Source organism: Paenibacillus polymyxa (genome assembly GCF_018614975.1).
GTDB classification, from domain to species: Bacteria; Bacillota; Bacilli; order Paenibacillales; family Paenibacillaceae; genus Paenibacillus; species Paenibacillus polymyxa_E.
Window position 1 is genome coordinate 33353 of the sequence record NZ_JAGGNR010000051.1, and the last position, 22680, is coordinate 56032.

Below are 22680 nucleotides of genomic sequence, written 5' to 3' on the forward strand. Positions count from 1 at the left end.
ATTCATTGTAAGTTTAAGTCTGTTTATACAAAGAGAATGACACAAAAAGGGTTACCCCAGAAGTTAAAATGTACCCTATAAGATAGACACTTTAAAAAAGGTCATCTTGTAGGGTCTTTTTGTGTACAATAAATAAAAAAACGAGCGGTGGTCAAACGAATGTCAAAAAAACACTTTACAAATCAAGAGCAAGATCAGTTAAGAAGAAATCCCTATGTGAAAAAAGTTAGTACTAAAGCTATTACGTACACGGATACGTTCAAAGAACGATTTATTCAAGAATACAGTCAAGGTACGCTTCCTAGTGAGATTTTTCAGGAAGCGGGCTTTCCTGTGGACGTCTTGGGTGCAACTCGGATTCGAAAGGCTTCCAATCGATGGCGTACGGCTTTTCAAGAACAAGGACCTGCTGGGTTATCTGACGGTAGGAAACATGCTCCAGGCCGTCCTCTGACCCGTGAATTAAGTCTTGAAGAAAAATATGCCCGTTTGGAAGCGAAAATGAAATGGCTTGAAGCGGAGAATGAATTCTTAAAAAAGCTCGATCAACTCGAAAGGCAGATGAGAAAAAAGAAATCCAACTAAGTACGCGGCAAAAATTCGAACTAATTCAACAGATGATGCATACATACCCTTTCCAGCGCAAGGTGCATGTTCTTTGTGAAATTGCTGGAGTTTCACGCTCGGGCTATTACCAATATTGTAGCGAAGATGCGAGGTTACATCGTCAAAATCAGGAACAAGACGATCAGAAAGTAAAAGCAATCATTCTGAAAGCCTACCATTACCGAGGAAGAACGAAAGGTGCTCGTCAAATCAAAATGACGCTGGAGCTCCACTATGGAGTTACATATAATCTCAAGCGAATTCGTCGTGTCATGCAAAAGTACAACATCGTTTGTCCGATTCGAAAAGCGAATCCCGCACGTCGTATGGCCAAAGCTACCCACGAGCATCGAACCTGTCCTAACACGTTAAATCGAGCTTTTAAGCAAGGGATTGCAGGCAAGGTACTATTTAACAGACATCACGTATTTAACGTATGGGAAAAATAAGCGAGCCTATCTATCGACCATTAAAGACGCTGAAAGTAATGAGATTTTAGCTTATGAAGTCTCTGCTTCACTCGGTTTGGACATTGCGATGGAGACGTTGAAACAACTCAAAAAGCATCGTCATCTCACCCCGGATGCGTTGATTCATTCGGATCAAGGATTTCACTATACGAACCCAAAGTTTCAAAAGCTTGTGAAGAACATGGGGCTAAGTCAATCCATGTCGCGTCGAGGAAACTGTTGGGATAATGCTCCACAAGAGTCCTTCTTTGGGCATTTTAAAGATGAAACGAATCTCAAAACATGTATGACCTTGGAAGAGGTCAAGCAAGAAGTAAAAAGCTACATGATTTATTACAATCATTATCGAGGTCAATGGAACTTAAACAAGCTGCCGCCTGCACGATACAGATAGCAGCTTGAAGTTGCCTAACCTTTTTTAAATTGTCCTTTACAAGGGGTACATTTTAAGTCCATAGATGACTTTCAGGGGAACCCTTTTATTGTATAACAGGCATGTTGTGTGTAGTTGGGACGTGATACAGCAATAACTTGTTAATGTTAGATCGTATGTCGTTTAGAGCACCTATGTCATTCAGTACACCATAGTTTTGCGCAGGCTGTATAGTATTAGTCTGGCACTTCATGGCTATTTCATCATACATTATTGATTGCTTCATTGGGCGATTATCGCTCTACGGATATTCAATCTATTTTGGAGAGGTACTAGACATAAGACTCTTCTGTCCACATCATAGTTTTCTACATCTGCTTAGTCAGTTGTATTGGACTTGGGTGATTCAGAACTAGTGTGGTACCTGGGATTGAAAATCGTTCCGGCTGGACTGATCAGCTTGGTAAAAGACAATATCGCCATCCTTCAGCGGCCAGGTTCTGCCTTGACTGTCTGTTGGCGTTTTGTTGAAACCTTCCATCTGCCATTGATTCATCAGCGGCGCATGAATATATTGCAGATGGGGTGCATCTGTATTTCCATTCCGCAGGCTCTCCATGTTGAAGTTGACCACGATATAACCATTCTTTAGAAAAACATTCGATTTCTCATCCAGCTGATTTTGTCTGGCGATGGGTTCAAGATCCGTCCCTTTTGGTACGGCATATACATCGGCCGGCAAGCTGTACTCCCCGTACCAACGCTGGATTGCTGCATTGGCTCGGTCCACGTTGACCCCGGAAGGAATGTCCATTTTGGGTCCGATGAGTGTCCGAATTGGAGCAGACAGGATCATCCAGTCATAACGACCTACCCATGTTTTTTGATGAGACGTCTGATCGACCAGGCGAACCATATGTTCCGCCAACGTACGCTGGTTGCGTTCTTCCCCTGACAGTTCATAAGTATACTGATAACGCGCTGTATCACCTAACTCTGTGCCGGGTACATTTCGAAGACGTGAGTTAAGGACAACAAAGCGTTTCTCCAGATCCTGAGCGGATCCGATACGGATCAGGCGTTCCTGGCCTCGATGGTAGTACAGATCCACTTCTTGCCGGGAGGACCCGCCTTTACTTACAAATGCAAAAGTGGGTGTGATTCGAATACCATCCTGTTTGCCAAACATATTGCCCTTGGTCTTCAGATCAAACTTGAAATGGTACCCTGTCTTCACGGTTGCGTTAGCAAATCCCTGCACCGGATGGCTTCCTGGTCGAATGGGTAATACAAATGGAGCCAGGTTACCTCGTGGATCACCATCAATGCTATTCATCCCGGTCCAATAGCTATAGCCCGTTGGTTCGGGACTACCCAGTCGCTTGCGAAATACATTTTCCCAGTTGTAATCGGAGATATCAGTGACGTGAAAATCATATAACCTCCCGATGACATCTACCGGAACGGTGTCCGCTGCAACATGATGTGCCAGATTGGTATTGGCATCCTGCTGCTCTGTAAAGTTTGCAGGTGCATTCTCTGCAATATTGCGGAATGTAATGTGATATTTGCCTTCGTCTACCCATACAGGGAGATAAAATGTGGTATCCAGTTGATTGACCGGAATATCAACCCATGTCTTGGTGGGGATAAACTGACTCCGGTCTGCGTTGTAGACATCAAACGGGAATTGCACCTGTTTGATTCGAAAATATTTGGCATAGTCCCGATTCCCATACCCGGGATAACTTGCTGCGTCCAAGTGTTGTCCCGATGTAGGGATTCGCACAATGAACGGACGTTCCAGAATGAGTGCAGCGCTGGTTGGGTCCGGTCCGGTTTTCTGATTATGCGGCTGATCATCCGATACCCAGGCGTAGTTGACGACAGGGGTGTGCACTGTGACGGTGTTGATGCCGGTAATCGGTAATATTTTATTGGAGCCACCATTTACGTTACCCGGTAGCAAATCATAATAGATTTCACCAGAGCTTGTGGTGTTTGCTTTATTCAGCAGGGAATTGCTGATCATATTACCCGGTTTGTACAGCACATCACGCCCAATTGTCGTTGGATTAGGAATGTTGGATGGTGTTGGGCCCTCTTTGGTTGCTTCCACATCATTCATAATGGTTGTGCTGTTGAATTTAACTAAATCATTGTTCACTTTACTTTGAGGTGTATTGGATTCAGCCATCCCTTTTAACCGTGATGTATCATCAGGCACACTGGGAGGTTGGTTCAAACCACCTGTTAATTTGGGTGGAGTATATGAGATTGAAGTGGTTTGCCCGGGTCGTACATGGCTTTCTACGGATTCATCATTTGTAGACTCCAGTGTTGGTGGTGTGTATCCTGTTGGATTCATCGTAACGGTCTCACCGGGCAAAGCGTAATTATTCATGGTTGCTTTAGAGATCTTGTATACTTCCAGATTGTTAATTTTCCAGTAGGAGTAGTCTCTTGTGATCTGGAAGGTGTATGGCTTGGGTACCGTGTCGTTCGCGGGTACAGGTGGCCCTGGTGTACAACCATCATCATCACATATTTCTGGTCCAGGTACTGTCCATTCTCTATCGTAAGAGATTGTGACATTACAGTTGTATGTAACTTTACCACTCATTTTCGCCCAGGCTTGTTTAAACAGGTAATTGTCAGCAAAGGCATTTGTGTAGAGTGACTCGGAAGTAGGGATTCCTCTTAACACATTGAATGTCTCATTATCTCTGTTATCTGACTTAATAACACCGTTGGCATTTGGATCGAGATCATTCATGCTCATAATGGTTCCAGCAGAAGGTGGTCCAATCGTTGGTGTGCAACCTCCACCGCCTCCGTTACCGTCCTCACCACCAGGACCCGGATTTTCTTCAACGCCAATGTTTGTTGTGGTAGTTAGCTCAAAATCATCCTTTTCCCACAGTACTTTGATGGTTGTGGTTCCTCTGCTGACGGCTTGAACTACTCCGGAGTTACTAACGGTAGCGACACCAGGATTGGAAGATTCCCATGTCGTTGTACCACCGCTGCCGGTGTTTACATTGGTCTCTACTCCAAAGTTTCCATCTCCATTTTTGGTTTTGACCGTTGCATTCAATTGTTTGGACTGGTTCAAGCTAAGTTGCCCGCCAGCGGTGAGGTTGATCTCTTTGGTTATTTCTGCAAAGGCTCGCCAATATAAATCTGTGTTGAATTGATAGTCAGCATTCCATTTGGAAGGGGAATATTCTTCCGTTTTGATAGGTGGAATAGCACCACCAATTTGAGTGGTGAATTTTGTGTTACGACCTGTAAATGATTCAACAGAAACCAAAATGGGCAGCCCTGGCTCATAGTAAGCTGTATTATCCATGTAGTGAGGTTCTTTAGATTTATCAGTTATTTCCGTAGAAGAATGTGATTCACCTACTTTATCAAAGTACTCAGTCGGAATATAAACATCTTTATCCAAATCAAGGTCGACACAGATTGTAGAAGATACCGGAAGATTTTTCGTGGGATCGTTTTCTAGCTCGATGTTATTGCACTGGCCATCAACCTTCCATTTTAGATTGTTAATTTGGTAAATATATACACCTATATTGGTTTTCTTTTTCCCTTCAACAGGGATAACCTTTTTTTGTGACTTCGCAGGTGTAGAAGGCTCCATATGGAATGTGTTTATTTCAGGTTTAATTCCCGGTCCTCCACCTGCAGAGGCCTGAGTTACTGATGATACAAGTAATACGAGTGATAACACGAACAACAACATTTTTTTAACAGCTTTTTTTCCCCTCAAATTTAATCCCTCTAATCTGTGGCTATTACGCTGTAAGCAGCGCCTTCTTTGGTTACAAGACTGACAGCAAAAATCAGCTCTTTATCAAAATGTAAAAGTCCTCTACTCCAGTAGACTGGATTATTAACAGCGAATACCCCTCTACTTTTTGTGAAATCATTAATTACAGGCCCAGCATAGGTAGCAAAGGTTTTCGAAGTTGGAGAATTCATAGGATTAATTGTTGCTGAATTAAGTAAACTTCCGGCTTGTAGTGCATTCATGGTAGTACTTTTCACGTTCAATTCAAGTTCCGCAAAAGAATAATAAGCTCCTCGTACCAGGGTGTATCCTTCATCTACAAAAACAGGATAATAAATACTTCTTTCAGCACCCTTCGCAAAGGTATTAACAATAATCCAATTTTTTATCTTGAGATCGGCATATTTAGTATCTGTAATAATATTTTTATTACGAACTTTTGAGAAGTCGTCTGTAACCTCACTGTAGTCAACGTTGGGTCCAACCTTTTTCTCAGGTGTTTTTTCGTACGATGGCGCAATAATATTCAAATTCGTCCCCGTCAAACCCACCGCCCGCAGCTCATTCAGACCCTGGAAATCGGCAGGCTTAGTATTGGCAACGGCTGAATAACGGGCAATCAATACAGCTACTTCCGCCCGAGTGGTGGTACGATCAACGCCAAATGTTTTATCGTTTGCCACACTCATCAGTCCCGTTCCCAGGGCAACGGCTACTGCATTTTTTTGAGAACTTGCGAGTTTACCTGTGAAGTATTCCTTTGCAGGAACAACGGTGTTTGTCACATCAGAGAGTGCTTGCTTGTACTCGGGATCAACCACGGTTAGCCCTTGCGTCAGCCAAGTAGCCATCTCGCCTCGTTGAAGAGCGCCTTGTGCATCCAGTTTACCCTTGTAATTAGAAGGGCTGATAAAACCTTTTGCTATAGCAGTAGAGACACCGCTCTTTGCCCATTCGGGTATGTCCGTGAAATTGTTTGGTTCTTGTGTCGTTGCAGTAGGTTGGTCGGATAGACGTCCCAGGATACTTGCCATTTCAGCTTTGGTGACCGGTGAGCTTGGTTTAAATGTCCCGTCGGCATACCCCTTGAAATAACCTTGTTCCACGGCCGAATTAATTGCTGAAGATGCCCAGTGTGTAGAAGGAACGTCCTTGAATTTTATTGTAGCTTGTGCGGCTTCTACAGAACTCCCAACACCTCCAAAACCTACGATACCCCCTGTTAATAAAGCTAATGCCGTTACGCCGGAAATCATCATTTTTTTCATGAATCTTACTCCTCTCAATTGTGAATTTTTTTCCTTGATATGTACTATTCAGACTACTAGATACTAAATTTGTAATAATAATCAATATTCTACCATGTATAACTAGGCTGTTGGTATGATTTATCAACAAAATCCCTCCTCTGCATAGAACTTTTACTAATGCTCCAGACCTATATTTCCTCAAAAACACAAAAAAAGGCCACGAATCTGCAGATTCATAGCCTTATGCTTTAAGGTCTCCAACATATGTAGTTCCATCAATAATCAATAAATCAAGGATACTCGATTTCCAAACATTTGAAAAGCCCTATTCTTCTTACTCAAAAATAAAATCAGGCTATCGGTGTTCCATTAGGTAATGGGCTATCCGGTGAGAGCAAGACAACATCGCCTTCACCATGCACGCCGCCCAGTACGAGTACTTCAGAGACAAAACCGGCAATCCGCCGAGGTGGAAAATTAACTACAGCAACAACCTGTTTGCCGATCATCATGTCAGGCGTGTATCGCTGGGTGATCTGAGCACTGGAACGTTTCAGGCCAAGTGGTCCGAAATCGATCGTCATTTTAATAGCGGGTATGCGAGCCTTGGGGAAGGGTTCGGCTTCCACCACGGTACCGACTCGGATGTCATGCTGCATGAACTCTTCAAAAGTAGCCATAAGGTAGATCTCCTTTCAACTATTGGGGATTATTATAAATGAAAAATCAACAAAAAATCCAGATTACGCTGTATCGTAACCTGGATTTCTGTGTTGTGGTGCTTTGCAGCCATTTATGCGCCGTTCCAATTCTCTCCGGTGAGGTATTTCTCGGTGAGGATGGATAACATCTGAATACCTACTTCATTATGTCCGCCTTCTGGAATAATGATATCAGCATACTTTTTGGATGGCTCGATAAAAGCATCATGCATCGGTTTTACCGTTTCGAGATATTGTTTGTACACGGATTGGATCGTGCGTCCGCGTTCCTCAATGTCCCGCAGTACTCTCCGCAGAATCCGCACATCGGAATCAGTATCAACAAATACTTTGATGTCCATCAGACTGCGAAGATGTTCGTCAATCAGCACATGCAATCCTTCTACAATGACAATATGGTTAGGTGCCAGTTCAACCGTCTCACCTGCAGCACGGTTATCCATGGTGAAGTCATATACGGGAGCATACGCCGCTTGGCCTTTTTTCAACAGGGTGAGATGCTCAATCAACAGATCATTATCGAATGCAAACGGGTGATCGTAATTGGTGAGTCGGCGTTGCTCAGGTGTGAGCTGCGACTGGTCTTTGTAATAATTATCTTGGGATATAAACGTGACTTTACCTGATCCCAGACGGTCTATGACGGAGCGAGCTACCGTCGTTTTACCGGAGCCGGTTCCTCCGGCGATACCAATAATGAGCATGGTTGTTCCATAAGCCTCCCTAGAATGGCAGCATAATCATGAATAAAGAGTACTGATCCACAATCGATTCAGTACCTTTATCCACATGTCTGACTCTGAATACACAATTCTTTCATTGTACCATAGCAGACGGCTTTTTTCATCTTGGTGTATGGACCATGTTTTGCCTTCAGGGGTGTTATGCTTGCTAATATTCATTTTACTGCATATCTTTGGATGATACTCCCCGTGGTGACTCCCATAGGGCCATTAGGCGCTGTCCGATGGAACTTTTGGTGAACATATTCAGGATGATAAAGCCAAGTACACTTCCCGTTGTATTGGCTATTATATCGTTCAGATCGGTGCTGCGACCGTTGCCTAAGGTTACTCGGAGCAGCAACTGTGTAATTTCAATGAGGAAACTTAGGGCCAATCCTACTAATGTTGCTGTTCGTATCGAGTGAATCCAAGGCTTTATGAAAGGAAGCATGAACCCCAGTGGCATAAACAGTACGATGTTGAGGAGAAAGCTTGGTGCATCCGCGGTCAGAAGTGGAATCCATTGAATGCTTTGATACCATGGTGTCAGGTTAGCATAGATCCCGATGTTCACGTCGATAGGGAAAAATACAAAGTGCATAACGCCCAACATATATATGGCAAATGCGAGCATCGACACATACTGTCTGACCGTATACCTGGTTTTGCTCACCCTGACATGGAGCATCAGGGCGAGCAGGACCAGAACGAATAACGGACCAAGTACGATGGGAGATGAGATTGAATATTGGATGGACATGGAATGGCTCCTTCATAAGGAAATGAGATCAGGCTATTGAAGCTGAATCTTCATTTCCATTCCCTTGATGAATTGTGTGTCTTTAACCTCTTCAGCGAAGTCATCCTTGATCTCAAAAGGTTTCACTATCAGATATTTTATATCCTTGGCAGTTGTGGCATATATGCGTTCGGATGTTAATTGGGTTCCCTTATAGGTGCCCTCGCCGCTAAGTGAGGTCAGTTGCCGCCCTTGATCATCATAGACGGCAAATCCGATGTGACTCAGTTGTTCCTGCTCTTTTGCCGTAAGAGTATTCTTATCATTCAAACTGATAACAGTAGTTAGGCGAGTAGTGACAGGGGTAACCTCCGCTTCCGTAACAGCCGCCGTATACAAATCGTTGGTCATGGCTGTCTTAGGCAGAACCTGCTGAATGTTATCTGTTGATTTGGTAAATGGAACCGTCAGCTCGAACTCATGATCAATACCCTGCAACGTCAATTGAACTTTGGCGTCAAACTGATCCGGCCAATGTGTAGTTCCCTGATCGGAGGAAATGACCTGCTCAAAGAGCAGTGTATTTGGCTGTGTTTCTCCTACCGAACTATAGAATAGTCCGCTATTCGGGAGGGACCCGTCGACTTTGAAAAAAACATTCTCAATTCCGCTGCTCAGTTTCACGATGTCCCTGCCATTGTCATATTCGCCTTGATTCAGATTAGGCGCAGTGAAATGAACCAGAAACGCAGCACGGGTACCATCATAGAACGCTTCAAGCACTTCCAACTTCACATCTTGGTAAGCGACCTTGCTGTTAACAGGGGTAGTCAAGCCTTCGTTGCCCGCTGTTCGCAGACCCATATCGGCTTCTATTGAGCTGAAGAGGCTGCCCACGAGTGGGATATTGCGCAAGGAGGCAGCCATGGCTGGTGATACAAAGCCGGATGCAAATACGGTCACGCCCAATACTCCGGCTGCGATCGTCGCAGCTGCAGCCTTGTGCCATCGCTTGTTCTGGCGACTGGAGCGCAAAGTCTGTTTGGTTTTCAATGTGTTTGATGATGCTGGCAGAGATTCCAGTGTGGCATCAATCCGGTTACGCACGAGTTCAGACATCAGGGGACGCTCCTTTGCTTGGTTCTTTAATTCCTGATCGATATTAAACGGGTTTGACATGTAAGTTTACCTCCCGAAAATTTTTGAATTTCTGATATAACTCCTGCCTTGCCCGAGTAAGCCTCATTTTTACTGCACTTTCGGAAATATTCAGGGCATCGGCGACTTGACGGAGGGACAGGTCTTCAAAATAATGCAAAACGACAACAATTCGTTTCGATTCCTCAAGACGGTCTACCGCTTCTCGCATATCGACCTCATCGTAGGGACTGGATTGCTCCCGCTTTTCTGAAGGTACTTCCGCATAGGCGGTGGAGAGAGAGCGGCGGGACAGCATCGTGTTACATTCATTGATGAGGATGCGAAACAGCCAGGTTTTAAAATACCGGGGTTCCCGGAGTGTATGCACCGATTTGTATGCGTTCAGAATGGTCTCCTGAATGGCATCGGCCACGTCCTCCTCTTTTCTCAGCATGGATTTTGCCGTATTATACAAAGAGTTTTCAATGTCTCGAATAAGCCGGATAAAGGCTTCACGATCTCCTTGGATGGCCTGGTTAACGAGATCGGTTGAACCCATGGATAACAGCTCCTTTCATATTTGAGGGGTGAACTCAGCACTTGGCTGGTTTTTATATGAATTAGACTGGCGGGTAGGGCGTATGGTCACATTTTCTTTTTATAGTTTTAAAAAAGGGCGTTGTTATATATGACGTATCGGGTCTCTACGTTCCCTTCAACGATAAGAGAGGCTGATTTTTCCCTAAGATTGGATGATTGGCCTTTTCAAAAACAGCACTATGACAAACTTATATTCATAATATGGACTGTTACTGGGGAAACCAGGCATGACCGAATTCGATTGCTTTACTGTAATCGCTCTCGGTCTTTTTTTATTTTTGTTGGGGGGTGAGAATATTGAAGGGTTATTAAGAAAGTGAATAACAATGTGGCGATTGCCATTAATGAACATAACGAGGTATTTGTGGTAGGCAAGGGTGGATTCCTGAAAACGCCTCACGAGCTGACAGAGACGGACTTGGTGGAGAAAATTTTCGTAGCAACAAAAATATCCGAATGTATGATCTGCTGAACAGTTTTCCTATTGAGGATATTTATCTCGCGGAGGAAGTCATCAAGCTGGGTAGTCAGATCCTGTCCGTGATCAAATATGCGTTTTGTATTGAAGGATGCTGGCAAGGCCGATCTGAATGCACTCAATCAGCTCGAGGGTGTGCTTAAGGCGCAGAATTCCGTGGGACAGGTTCAGGTTGTTATCGGTGCCAAAGTAGACGCGGTATACAGTGAAGTGAAGAATCTAACTTCTGATCATATTGGCGAGCTTACGGAGTCTACAGACAGTGGACCGAAAAAGAGACGTAACCCCGTCAACGTAGTGCTTGAAACCATCGCAGCTATATTCACGCCTGTTCTGCCAGTACGGGATGATCAAGTGTTTGGCTACCGTTATAACGGCATTGGGTTACCTGGAAGGCTCCGGCTTCCTGACGATCATTAACATGATCGGGGACTGCATTTTCTATTTCATGCCGTTCTTCCTGGCTGTCAGTGCAGCAAACCGGTTCAAAACCAATCCCTATTTGGCGGTAGCTCTTGCTGCGGGATTAATGCATCCAACTATTTTGAACGCTGCGGCTCAGATTGCTGAGACAGGTGTAAACAGTATTGATTTTCTCGGTATGCCGATTCTGTTAATGAAATATTCCTCTTCCGTCATTCCAATCATTCTGAATTCCCAGCAGTGATACGGAGCAGCTCGAACTAAAGGCAGGTAATGTACACAGTGTATATAAAAACCCGCATCTGCCCGCTAATGAGTGGGGTTGGCAGATTGATCCGATTGGCCTGCGGTATACACTTAATCTCGTCTACGATCGGTATCAAAAACCAGTCTTCATTCTGGAGAACAGCTCAGGCTTCTACGACAAGCTGAATGGGGACGGAACAATCAACGATCCCTACCGGTGTACTCGCTACGCTATTGCATTTGCTGTGATCCTGACGTCGGTGACCGTACCTTATATCGTGAAGCGTCTGGCTGGAGGAACAGCGACGGAAGCTTCTGCATCAACAAATCACTAGAAAAAACAGCATGTGTTCTGTCAGGTTATGACGGATCACGTGCTGTTTTGCTTTGTACATCTATATGATCTCCTGGGGGAGGAGAGGGATCGATCGGTTTATTTTACAGACCCAGCAGTTGTTTAACACTTTCAGCTACAGCTTTGCTGGATTGCGGATTCTGTCCTGTGACCACGCGGCCATCTGTTGTGACATATGAGCTGAAGGCAGCCGCTTTATCGTATTGTGCAGCACGTTCTCTCAAAGCATCTTCCAGCAGGAAAGGAACATACTCGGTTTGTTGAGCCAATGCTTCTTCTTCATTCGTGAAGCCGGAAACCGTTTTGTCGTTGATCAAAAGCAGGCCGTTGGACAGCTTCACATTCAGCAGGGCTGTAACCCCATGGCACACACCGGATACAACGCCACCTTTTTCATAGATATCACGAGAAAGCTCTTGAAGTTCGGCATTGTCCGGGAAATCCCACATCGTACCGTGGCCCCCTGTGAAGTAGATGGCATCATAGTCACTTGCATTTACTTCGCTAGGTTTCAACGTGTTCTTCAGTTGGTTCATGAATGTTTCGTTCTCGAAATAGGCTTTGGTGCTCTCATCCAGAGAGTCGCCCAGACTTTTCGGATCAAGAGGTACGTTACCGCCTTTAGGGCTAACCAGATCGATCTGAACATTGTCATTATGCTCAAACTCTTCAATAAAGTGAGTCGCTTCGCTCAGCCACAAGCCAGTAGGCTCGTCCTTCGTTGCATACTTATCTACATTTGTTAGAACAACCAGTATCTTTTTCATATAAAAACCTCCCGTAAAGTATATAACATTCATTTATATTAAATGTCACAAAATTAAATTGTGTAAAATGTATTAGTAAATATAACATAACCATGTTCTAAAGTAAAATCATGACCGTATCTTTGATCGCCAATTTGATAGTAATTTGATTGAACAACGAGTTTTTGTGAATTAGAATGGCGGAAGATCTCAACCCAAAAACGGGGATGAATGATCAATTTTATCAAAAAATGCAGGAATCAAGATCATCCATCATCGGTAACATGCGTCAAGAACGGATGATTAACTGCAACAATACAAAAAAGAGCGAAGCCGGAATTCAAATTCCGAAACTTCGCTCTTTTTGTGTTTCTTTTCAATCCAAGTTAGCCGGACCAATCACGACGCCGAGTGAACAGATCCTTCAGCTCGTCCGTCGACAATTCCGTGATCCAGTTCTCGGAGCTTGTTATGATGTTATCGCTGAGCTGCTGTTTGCTCTCCAACATCTCGTCGATCCGCTCCTCCAATGTACCAAGAGAGATGAACTTATGCACCTGTACATCCTTGGTCTGCCCCATCCGGTAAGCCCGGTCGGTGGCCTGATTCTCAACAGCCGGGTTCCACCAGCGGTCAAAGTGGAAGACATGATTGGCTGCGGTCAGATTCAATCCCACGCCGCCTGCTTTGATAGACAGAATGAAGACGGACGGTTGCTTGTCCTCAGGAAGTGTACGGGATTGGAATTCCTCAATCATGCGATCCCGCGCTGTTTTGGACGTACCCCCGTGCAGGTACAATACAGGTTCCTGTAACTCCTGACGCAGTACCTGCTGCAGCATCTGACCCATACCGATGTATTGGGTGAAAATCAGGCATCGCTCGCCCTCGTCCCGCAATTCGCGGACAAGCTCCATCAGTCGCTCCAACTTCGCGGAGCGGCTGATCAGCATCGCCATATCTTGTGGGCTGTACACGTCATAAGCAGATGTCAGTGCACTGTCTTCGGGAAGTTCCTCCGGCAAAGCTTCTTTCGTTAGCAGCAGAGGGTGATCACATAACTGTTTAAGCTGGGTTAACGCTGATAGAATCGCACCTTTGCGCTTGATGCCTTCCAGCTCTTTCATTTTATCCATCAAGGCCTGCACGGATTGGTCATACAATGCACTTTGTTCGCCCGTAAGGTGAATGTAAGTCTTCATCTCGTTTTTGTCCGGCAGATCAAGCTGGATATTCGGATCTTTTTTCTTCCGGCGCAGCATGAACGGTTTCACGAGCTGTTGAAGATCCTGCATCCGTTGCTCATCCTTATCCTTCTCTATGGCACTAATGAAGCGAGTCTGAAATGCTCGGGCACTGCCCAGATATCCTGGATTGGTAAAATCATAGATCGACCACAGTTCAGACAACCGATTCTCGATTGGCGTACCTGTCATGGCAATACGGTGTTTCGCCGGGAAACTGCGAACAGCCAGGGACTGTTTGGTCTGAGCATTCTTAATATTCTGCGCTTCATCAAGGCAGATGCATGACCACGTATAAGTCTGCAACATTTCCTGATCCAGTGTAGCGGTAGCAAAAGATGTGATGATAATGTCCACTTGCTCCGTCTGCTCCCGGAATTCTTCCCCGCTTAATCGGCGTGCCCCGTAATGCAGACTGACATGAATGGAGGGTGCGAAGCGGCTAATCTCCTTTTGCCAGTTGCCGAGTACAGAAGTTGGACAGATCAGAAGTGCCGGAGCCTGTCCCGGCTTACGTGGTTCATGTTCTTTGATGTGTAATAGATACGTAATGAACTGAATGGTTTTACCGAGACCCATATCATCGGCAAGACATGCCCCAAGTCCAAATCTGCGCAGGAAACCAAGCCATGCAAAACCTTCCTTCTGGTACGATCGCAGCTCGGCATGAAGCCCTGTAGGAATGGGCAGTGAAGGCGCACCGCCTTGTCCGCCCCCCAGTTGTGCGATAATCCGATTCAGGTGTTCGTTAAGTTCAACCTCCAGCCGAATGTTCTCATTAGCCTGCGGTTGTTCTTCCTCCTCGGTTTGTTGTCCTTCCTTCCATTTCTGGTTGCGATATTCCCGTTGCTCATTATGCAGCAGATGCAGGTGCAGAATATCCTGGAATGAGAGTCCCTGTTCCCGATCTACACCGCCCATGGCACGACGTATCTGTTCCAGCAGGTCCGGGTCGAGTGGAACCCATTCTCCGCGGAAGCGTACCAATCGTTCATTACGGGCAACAAGGTCGGCGAATTCATCTTCGCTGAGATCCATGTCACCAATCGCTATGCGCCAGTCAAAATGAATAATCGAGTCCAGTCCGAAGAACGACTGTCCCCGCTCACTGCCTTCCTCCGGCTGCACCTTGGCACGCAGCTTCGGCTTCTTCTTACGGGCTGCTTCCCACCAACCAGGCAGTAGAACTTGCCAGCCCGCTGCGAGCAACCTGCCGCTATCCTGCGTCAGGAACTGCCAGGCTTCCTGATCTCCCAAAGGGTCACTCAGCACATCCCGTCTGCCACTAATGGAGCTTCCGAGACGCGGCAGATGTGCACGCAGTTGATCCAGCCATCCGGCGGAGCGATCCAGAATGAACGGTGTCCATACCTCTGGCCATTCCCCTTCAAGCCGGCCCCGTGAATCCAGCATGACGGGCACCAATACGGCTGCATCCAGCTTATTCTGCAATACCAGTCGCAGCCGCCAAGATGGCTCATCCTCGTCTGGCTCCTGCAATTGCAGCATGGGTCTGAAAGGTGCTGCATCTGCCTTCCAACCAATGGATACGAGCCAGGACTGGGCATCCATTCCGGCTGTCTTAGGGAGAGTGCCACGCTCTGGGAACAACTGCGGGAATTCACGCCGCAGATCGGTCGCCGCTTCTTCCGAACTGTACCATCGCTGGAATACAAAGGCGGAGTAGGCCGCCCCAAGTCCTTCGGCATAACTCTCGTCCGTCTGCTGAATCGCCTTGGTAAGCGATGCTCGATCCTGCTTTTTCAAGCTATCCGGGTCCCAGGTCCACTGAAGCTGTCCTGCACGGTAGGCCTCGAAGCTAGGTACGTATTTGCGTTTCTCTATGGATGCTGCGAGTGCCGGAGCCAGTCGAATCAGATGTTCCGCTTGCTCGTCCCACTTCCATTCAATATGAAGCAGGGTATACATCTCGGCAAAGAAGGGAATCACTTCTTCCGCAGGCAGAACAACCAGCTCAATCTCCTCAATCTGCCGAACTTCCAGTTCGGTACCGTAGAAGGAAGGCGCATGCCAGGCGAACAATCGCTGCTTAAGCGACTGTCCTGATACAAAGTGGTGTGTGTTGAGTGCTCCGTAAAACAAAGCATCGCCATATTCGGTTAAAGCTACGTGAACCTCAATCGTTTCAGTGTAAGGATGAATTAAGCTCATGAGATCAGTTTACCTTTCCGAAGCTCTTCCTGCAGGGCGCGCAGCCGACTGTTACGAACGGCAAGTGTGGTGATGAATTGCTCCCAGTGCGCTTCTTGCTTCAACTTTTTATAGATTTTGGACAGACGTTTCAGCAGCTTCACCGCTGCCTTGTATCCGTCCCTGTTTTTGTGTCCGATATAACGCTCTACCGCCTGATGATAGAAGGGGAGCAGCAGTTCAGGTGCATCTTTTTCAATCGGTTGCAGCACCGCTACGCGGAATTCGAGAGGTTCCGTCCCTGTACTTAGCTGAAAATCAATCCATCTGCGCCACTGTCCACGCGAATGCATAGCATCCTCGTAGGCGGGGCGGGAGTGGGGAAGCATACTGACAAGCGTGTCCCACATACGGTTCTCTGCATCGGGCAGATGTTGAATGGCCGTGTCCCACAGATGCATGTAATCATTCAAAGGTGTGTTGCGCCGATTTGCCAGAAGGGGGCCAAGTTGTACCAACCAATCCCCAAGCCGCTTCCATTCAGCCGAATCTGCGAGTACATGGAGAAAATGCAACAGATGTTCTGGCGGGAAACCGTAGGCCGAACTTCCATGGACGAGTCGTTGCCACGCCTGATCATCCTGCACCAGTTGGAAGTGCATCCAGCTCTGCGCGAGTACTAGCGGCAGTGGCAGTGTTACGGCTTTGCTTGATCTATCACTACTACTTCCATTACTTTGAGCGCTATCCAAGACACTTCCACCTGACTGGTGAGGTGTCGAAGCAGCGGTTATATTGCGCTCGATATCATTTAAGATAGCCTGTTCCGACACTAACATGTCCCGCGACCCTTGAAGCTCAGGTACGATCCAGTTCAACCACAGTTGTCGATAGATCGGAGTGAAGAACATCATGCTGGCTGTCTCAGGCATCATCTGTTTGCGTAAATAAGCTGAGGTTTCAGCCAGTCTGCTCCAGAGTTGTTCAAGCTTGTTTCCCTTTAGACCCGAAAGGTCTAGTGGATGGTTAAAGATCCGTTCAATGTCTTTCAGAAGTGCATCCACCGCGAGCTGGGCAGGGTAGCTCAAGTACACGGGGGTATGCGTGATGGAGTTTCGAGCAGGCGGCACGCAGAATCGGATGAGGTGCAGCTGCACATGTAGTTCAAAAAGTTGGTCCATCGCAGCGTTCAGCCTTGGTTTAATGGCATACAGCTCGTCCGTTGCTTCCTGTACGTAGGATGTGCTTGCTGTGCCGGTACCCAGCCGTCTCAGACAGGAGTGGAATAGTTCGTGCCATTCCGAGATTTCGAGATCAGCAAGCTCTGTTGCACGTTCCTTGATCTGGCTGTATTGGTTATCCGGAATGTCCATATCCTGCTGTTCATCGGCATCTGCGTAGCTGGAACGTCCTGCAGTCATGGCACCGACGGGTTTGGTCGTTTGTTTGAGCGCAGTACTGGAGTGCGCATTCACAATCGCATGCACAGGTCGCTCCAGTTGCTCGGCATAACTCATCAAGACAGCCGTCATATGTTTGCATACGGAACTCACCGGGCAGGTACAATGACTTGTAGACAGGGATTGCATGCTCAGGGTGACCTCATATTCTTCCGATCCTTGTACAACGGCCGAAATCCCTTGTTGTTCGGAATAGGTTAATGCTCCGACACGTTTCTGTTTATAATATTGGAATCCACGCATGATCGTCAGGTTATTAAAATGCTCCGCAACCTGTCTGATCAACTGTTGCCACTGCGCATCATCCATCCTCATGTTATTGGGTATGTTCATCATTCCATCTCCTGGGGTAAACATAGGTTCAGTAATCACCACGTCTGTGACGTGATGTTGCAAATTTGTTGTATCCATCATATCAGTTATGAGCCAATCCGTGCATGGGTTATGAAGAATTTGAAGTTATTTAGACCAACTGGAATCAGGATGAACATGTCGATTATGCTGGTGGATGACATGCAAGAATGCACCATATTGTGTATGCTTATCGTATGTATTCTTATCAGGAACGATGCAGGCCGGGGAAACGGTCATATTACACACAACAGGAGAGAGCATATGAAAATACTTACGTTAAATACACACGCTTGGGCGGAAGAGGATCAACTGAACAAGATCAGTCAGCTGGCTGATTTTATTAATACACATCAATTCGATGTGATCTCCATGCAGGAGGTCAACCAATCCATGCAGGAAGCGGCGCTTTCTGAAGAAGAACTGAAGATGTATTATGCTACTGAATCCGATGCTGTGATTAAAAAAGACAACTATGCCTACGTCCTGCTTCAGCAGCTGACAGAGCAATATTACTGGACGTGGATTCCCGCGCATGTCGGGTTTCAAAAATACGATGAAGGACTGGCGATCCTTAGCCGGACGCCAATTAAGCAGGCTTTTGGGGAATACGTGTCCCACATGCGGGATTATAACAACTATCGTACACGCAAGATTGTGGGAATCCAGACGGTCGTCCAAGGTGAAGCAACCTGGTTTGTGAACGGACACTATAACTGGTGGGATGATGCGCAGGAACCTTTCAAGGGACAGTGGGAGTTGACGGAGAGCAAGCTTGCCCCCTACATGGATCAGCCCTTATATATAATGGGTGATTTCAATAATGTCGCGGAAGTGCGTGATGAGGGCTATGATTATATGATGAGCAAAGGATGGAATGACCTGTACACCACAGCATTGCAAAAGGATGAAGGAGCAACCGTGGTGAAGGCCATTGCCGGCTGGGCCGATAACAAACGCGATCTGCGGATCGACTATATTTTCTCCAATCGTCCGATTCAGGCTAAATCTTCTACCGTGGTCTTGAACGGTAAAAACGGACCGGTTGTGTCCGACCATTTTGGCGTCGCAGTAGAGATATAACAGCCGTGTGACCATAAACCATAAAGGTGATATCACCGCAAATACGAAACAAAGCCTCCGCTGACTTCCTGCAAAGGGAATTGGCCGGAGGATTTTCACATTCTAAATCATTTGTTATGTACATGTCATATCGTTCGTTCTTTCTGTTGTGGAACTGTATTGTTATTCGAGCGTCAGCATCTGATGTACAAACTTTTTCAGATTCGCGCTTGTCTCACTAAGCTGTTCGATACTTTCCATGAATTCGGTAACAAGCTTGGCCTGATCCACTGTTGCGGTTGTAATCTGACCGATCTCCTGCTCCATATGTTTCATGGAATCTTGCACGCTACCTAAGGATGATTCGATATCAGCTGCTGCTTGTTTCGTATGATCCGACAGCTTGCGTACTTCACTGGCAACTACACCAAAGCCGGCTCCCTGATCACCCACTCGAGCTGCCTCTATCATGGCGTTGAGTCCAAGCAGATTGGTTTGTTCCGATACTTCACGAATGACGTTTGTTACTTTAGACACACTGACGGAGTTCTCTGAAGCTTTTTTGGAGTTGCGCAGAATTTCTTCCGAGGTTGCAGAGAGTTCTTCGGAATGTGCCGCAATCTGCTGAATGCCACCGACGAGCGCATGAATGGTTGTTTCATTTTCACGGATCAGATTTTCGAGGGTCATATGGCTATCCAGCGCGTAGTTTACACCTAATATACCAACGACCTGATCGTTCTCTTTAATAGGAATCAAGATGGCATCAAAAGGTCTGCCTTGCAGATCACCAGGCATACGTGCCACGGTACGTGTATCCTTGTTGGTGAGCATTTTGAAGTTTTTATAATCGTCATGCAGCTCATCTCCAACCTTCACGCCAATCTCCAGACTTTTTGCTTCGGAAAAATACAATACTTTCTCATGATCATTAATGGATATGGATATGTCGTCACGGAACATTTGGCTAACAAAAGGCGTAGCATTTACCAGAGATTCAAGAGTATTCAATGTGCATCTTTCCTTCCCGATACAAAAAGTGGAATTTTTCGTCCTAGTATTTATATCGGTAACGTTTTCTCGTTTTTAAACCATTGTTTAAATTTAAGTTAACTTGGAGACACAAGGTGACTGAATCTGATATAATTGTAAGCGTAATCAAAAATCTGTAGCCACCACCGAACATGTCAGTTATACTGGGATTATTATTCGGCTATTCAGAAGATAACCAAGGGACATACCTACTTCCCGGTAAGGGGATTACTCACCTAGGTTAAGCGCTATACCTCATTACTGCATATTAGTTTGGTGCTCCAGTGTGGATGGTATGAATGCAATGATATAAGACTTTATTTCAGGCGAGAGAAGGATGTGTGCCATCGATGACGACCTATTTCAGTGAACCGCAGAGCATGTATTACCGATTTGGAGAAGATCAGGATCAGGTGCTGAAGGTACTGGCCGAGAGGTATATTGGAGCCAATGCGCAGGCTGATTTTGTATATCGGGTATTCCAGAAGTCTGGTATTTTGCAAAATGAAAAAGGGCTTTATGATCTGAATTTAGGTAAACGCTTTCCTGACACACCCAAAGACCATATGTCCTATGCAGCTGCGCTGGTCTGGGGGGATGAGGACCGGAATCTGGATGTGTTGGTCCGCTGTTATGGACCTGTTCGCTTCTATTTCAATGAGCAGATGGTCTATCGCTCAACCGTAATGGATGAGATTAGTCCAGACGCAACGGTGAAGCTCAGCATCGACATCAAGCCTGGTTGGAACACCATATGGCTGGAAATGAAAAATACTCCTGCCGGATTTGGCTGCCAATTTGGGTCAGATGAAGGAAAAGTGCGCATTTTGAACGTATTTGCTCCATTCCAGGAGAGACAGGGGCAAGCGGGGTGGGTGTTCTCCCAACCGAACCCAGCCACGAGTAAACAACCGGACCTGCTTGGAAAAGAATCAGACTTCAGCTTGAATTGGCTGCCTGAGACAGACTGGTCTGATGAAGATAGCACCAAGCCAGCTCTCGAGAGAATATACGGGCATCTTCCTGGTCGGCATGCTTATGCTTGGACCCATCTGAACAATAACGATTCAACCGGAAATGCGGTACGATTGTCAGGTCAATCCTCCGGTTCTTTAAGTATATGGATTAGCGGCAAGCCCGTGGCGCAAGTGAAGGAAGCGGGTCCGTTCGAGGTAGATGTACCAGCCTCTTTTGGACGGAGTGACCTGCTTGTCCGAAGTGAATGCACCGAAACGGCAAAACCATGGCATTTTAATTTGAGCGCAACCGTTTCGGGTAAGCCACTTCTACTTGAACTTCCTCAGCGTGTTCACGGTGCTTCCGGAGAGTCTTGGTTATATGTCGGCCCTTTTGAATCGGGGGTTGAACCGGATTTGCAGGATCTGACCCGAACGGATCGAGTGTACCAAACAGGATTAGAACAGACATATTGGCGCTTGGATCGACCGGATGCCTGGATCAGACCCTATTATGAAAATGCCATGTTAAGCAACAAATGGACAGTGGGCAGTGTGACTAATTATGGTCGCTGGGACTATCCATTGGGTGTCACTGTATATGGTCTATTACGGACGGGGCGTTATTTGCAGAGACCGGACATTACACGTTATGCGGCTGAGCATGTACAGGCATGTACCCAGATGTATGAATACTCCTTATGGGATCGGGAGCAGTATGGTTTCCCAGCAGTTAATCAACAATTGGTCATGCTGAAAATGCTGGATAACTGTGGTTCTTTTGGTTCAGCCATGCTGGAAGCGTACTCCGAGTGTCATGAACCAACGTTTCTTCCGATTGCTGAACGGATCGCCGATTTCATGCTTTCCCGTTTGGAACGACAGGAGGATGGGGCATTTTATCGCACATGCGTAGGGGAGTATGCAGAGAATACCATGTGGGCAGATGACCTCTATATGAGCACGCCGTTTCTCGTTCGTTATGCCCGGGTGACAGGCAACTCAACCGCATTGGATGAAGCCGCCAGACAATTTTCACTGTATCGGAAGTATCTGTTTATGCCTGAGTTCAAGATTATGTCCCATGTGTATGATTTCAAATATGGACAGGCAACGCAGATTCCATGGGGACGGGGGAATGGCTGGACACTGTTTTCCTTGACGGAAGTACTGGAAGCTTTGCCAACAGAGCATCCTGAGCGCCCGACTCTAATTCATTTCTTCAATGAGCTGTGTGAAGGGTACGCGGCACTCCAAGGGGAAAGCGGGTTGTGGCATCAGGTGTTGAATGTTCCGCAGACGTATGAAGAAGCCTCCTGCACGGCGATGTTTGCCTATGGTTTTGCGAGAGGTGTACGCTTTGGCTGGTTTAAAGACCCTGAAGTTTACGTCACGGCTGCCGAGCGGGCTTGGAAGGGACTCATCTGCAAAGCGATTGACCGTCAAGGGAATGTCCATGGCGTGTGCAGTGGATCACGATATGCGTTTACGGCAGAGTATTATGATCAGGACTTGCGTACCGTCACCAATGACAATCACGGAATAGGCATTATGATGCTGGCAGGAACTGAAGTAGCCAAAATGAAGAAACATCTGGCTGAACACAGGGTGTCTTCACCTGCGGTCTCACATTCCTGACAGACCACATTTGAGACGGGAACATCACCGCCGGGAATGGTATTCCCGGTGGTTTTTGATTCCTGTAACTCCTTACTTTTTTGACAGGAAAGCTTACTTTTGTTTATGTCATGT

General features: G+C 46.3%; 20 protein-coding genes. 9 read left to right on the forward strand and 11 right to left on the reverse strand.

Annotation, left to right across the window (positions count from 1 at the left end; all coding sequences use genetic code 11):
• The first annotated feature begins 159 nt into the window (after positions 1–159).
• The 3 genes from J7E78_RS29875 to J7E78_RS29885 are packed head-to-tail and all read left to right on the forward strand — an operon-like array spanning position 160 to position 1470.
• Positions 160–585, forward strand: coding sequence for an HTH domain-containing protein (locus J7E78_RS29875; protein ID WP_311518115.1), 426 nt, complete (start codon positions 160–162; stop codon positions 583–585).
• Between the two features lie 32 nt (positions 586–617).
• Complete coding sequence (locus J7E78_RS29880) at positions 618–1055, forward strand: IS3 family transposase (protein ID WP_311518116.1); 438 nt, start codon at positions 618–620, stop codon at positions 1053–1055.
• A complete protein-coding gene (locus J7E78_RS29885; protein ID WP_311518118.1) occupies positions 1000–1470 on the forward strand; it encodes an IS3 family transposase in 471 nt (156 codons plus the stop codon). Before J7E78_RS29880 ends, J7E78_RS29885 begins: the two co-directional genes overlap by 56 nt.
• A 391-nt stretch (positions 1471–1861) precedes the next feature.
• Here the strand turns inward: J7E78_RS29885 and J7E78_RS27045 are convergent, their stop codons facing one another.
• The 7 genes from J7E78_RS27045 to J7E78_RS27075 form a co-directional block, all read right to left on the reverse strand.
• A complete protein-coding gene (locus J7E78_RS27045) occupies positions 1862–4801 on the reverse strand; it encodes a DUF5704 domain-containing protein (protein WP_251035291.1) in 2940 nt (979 codons plus the stop codon).
• 437 nt (positions 4802–5238) lie between these two features.
• Complete coding sequence (locus tag J7E78_RS27050) at positions 5239–6516, reverse strand: S-layer homology domain-containing protein (protein ID WP_215079690.1); 1278 nt, start codon at positions 6514–6516, stop codon at positions 5239–5241.
• A 332-nt stretch (positions 6517–6848) separates the two neighbouring features.
• Positions 6849–7178 (reverse strand): chaperone CsaA, encoded by a 330-nt coding sequence (csaA, locus tag J7E78_RS27055; protein ID WP_215079692.1) that lies wholly within the window; start codon positions 7176–7178, stop codon positions 6849–6851.
• 113 nt (positions 7179–7291) lie between these two features.
• On the reverse strand, positions 7292–7924 hold the full coding sequence (udk, locus tag J7E78_RS27060) for a uridine kinase (RefSeq protein ID WP_215079694.1): 633 nt from the start codon (positions 7922–7924) through the stop codon (positions 7292–7294).
• A gap of 199 nt (positions 7925–8123) precedes the next feature.
• Positions 8124–8705, reverse strand: a complete 582-nt coding sequence (locus tag J7E78_RS27065; protein WP_215079696.1) for a VanZ family protein — start codon at positions 8703–8705, stop codon at positions 8124–8126.
• A 33-nt stretch (positions 8706–8738) separates the two neighbouring features.
• Complete coding sequence (locus J7E78_RS27070; RefSeq protein ID WP_215079698.1) at positions 8739–9863, reverse strand: DUF4179 domain-containing protein; 1125 nt, start codon at positions 9861–9863, stop codon at positions 8739–8741.
• Positions 9847–10383 (reverse strand): sigma-70 family RNA polymerase sigma factor, encoded by a 537-nt coding sequence (locus J7E78_RS27075; RefSeq protein ID WP_215079700.1) that lies wholly within the window; start codon positions 10381–10383, stop codon positions 9847–9849. Before J7E78_RS27075 ends, J7E78_RS27070 begins: the two co-directional genes overlap by 17 nt.
• Before the next feature lie 357 nt (positions 10384–10740).
• Here J7E78_RS27075 and J7E78_RS29585 point away from each other — a divergent pair, with 357 nt between their 5' ends.
• The 4 genes from J7E78_RS29585 (at position 10741) to J7E78_RS29770 (ending at position 11906) form a co-directional block, all read left to right on the forward strand.
• A complete protein-coding gene (locus tag J7E78_RS29585; protein WP_311518121.1) occupies positions 10741–10896 on the forward strand; it encodes a CAT RNA binding domain-containing protein in 156 nt (51 codons plus the stop codon).
• Between the two features lie 78 nt (positions 10897–10974).
• Positions 10975–11322: a hypothetical protein gene (locus tag J7E78_RS29590; protein WP_251035292.1), complete on the forward strand. Its 348-nt coding sequence runs from the start codon at positions 10975–10977 to the stop codon at positions 11320–11322.
• Positions 11261–11569, forward strand: coding sequence for a PTS transporter subunit EIIC (locus J7E78_RS29595; protein WP_251035293.1), 309 nt, complete (start codon positions 11261–11263; stop codon positions 11567–11569). The genes J7E78_RS29590 and J7E78_RS29595 overlap by 62 nt, the downstream gene beginning before the upstream one ends.
• A complete protein-coding gene (locus J7E78_RS29770) occupies positions 11556–11906 on the forward strand; it encodes a family 1 glycosylhydrolase (RefSeq protein ID WP_311518124.1) in 351 nt (116 codons plus the stop codon). The genes J7E78_RS29595 and J7E78_RS29770 overlap by 14 nt, the downstream gene beginning before the upstream one ends.
• Before the next feature lie 103 nt (positions 11907–12009).
• Here the strand turns inward: J7E78_RS29770 and J7E78_RS27095 are convergent, their stop codons facing one another.
• The 3 genes from J7E78_RS27095 to J7E78_RS27105 form a co-directional block, all read right to left on the reverse strand.
• The gene (locus tag J7E78_RS27095) at positions 12010–12693 is read right to left on the reverse strand and encodes a type 1 glutamine amidotransferase domain-containing protein (RefSeq protein ID WP_215079702.1); all 684 of its coding nucleotides are present in this window, start codon (positions 12691–12693) and stop codon (positions 12010–12012) included.
• Positions 12694–13058: 365 nt separating this feature from the next.
• Positions 13059–16079 carry a DEAD/DEAH box helicase gene (locus J7E78_RS27100; RefSeq protein WP_215079728.1) on the reverse strand — a complete coding sequence of 1007 codons (3021 nt, stop codon included), beginning with the start codon at positions 16077–16079 and terminating at the stop codon, positions 13059–13061.
• A 5-nt stretch (positions 16080–16084) separates the two neighbouring features.
• Positions 16085–17863 (reverse strand): SWIM zinc finger family protein, encoded by a 1779-nt coding sequence (locus J7E78_RS27105; protein ID WP_215079704.1) that lies wholly within the window; start codon positions 17861–17863, stop codon positions 16085–16087.
• 279 nt (positions 17864–18142) lie between these two features.
• Between J7E78_RS27105 and J7E78_RS27110 the strand changes: the two genes are divergently transcribed.
• Positions 18143–18961 carry an endonuclease/exonuclease/phosphatase family protein gene (locus tag J7E78_RS27110; protein WP_215079706.1) on the forward strand — a complete coding sequence of 273 codons (819 nt, stop codon included), beginning with the start codon at positions 18143–18145 and terminating at the stop codon, positions 18959–18961.
• Positions 18962–19123: 162 nt separating this feature from the next.
• Here the strand turns inward: J7E78_RS27110 and J7E78_RS27115 are convergent, their stop codons facing one another.
• On the reverse strand, positions 19124–19951 hold the full coding sequence (locus J7E78_RS27115) for a methyl-accepting chemotaxis protein (protein WP_215079708.1): 828 nt from the start codon (positions 19949–19951) through the stop codon (positions 19124–19126).
• Positions 19952–20322: 371 nt separating this feature from the next.
• Here J7E78_RS27115 and J7E78_RS27120 point away from each other — a divergent pair, with 371 nt between their 5' ends.
• Positions 20323–22566 carry a glycoside hydrolase family 88/105 protein gene (locus J7E78_RS27120; RefSeq protein WP_215079710.1) on the forward strand — a complete coding sequence of 748 codons (2244 nt, stop codon included), beginning with the start codon at positions 20323–20325 and terminating at the stop codon, positions 22564–22566.
• The last annotated feature ends 114 nt before the right edge of the window (positions 22567–22680 follow it).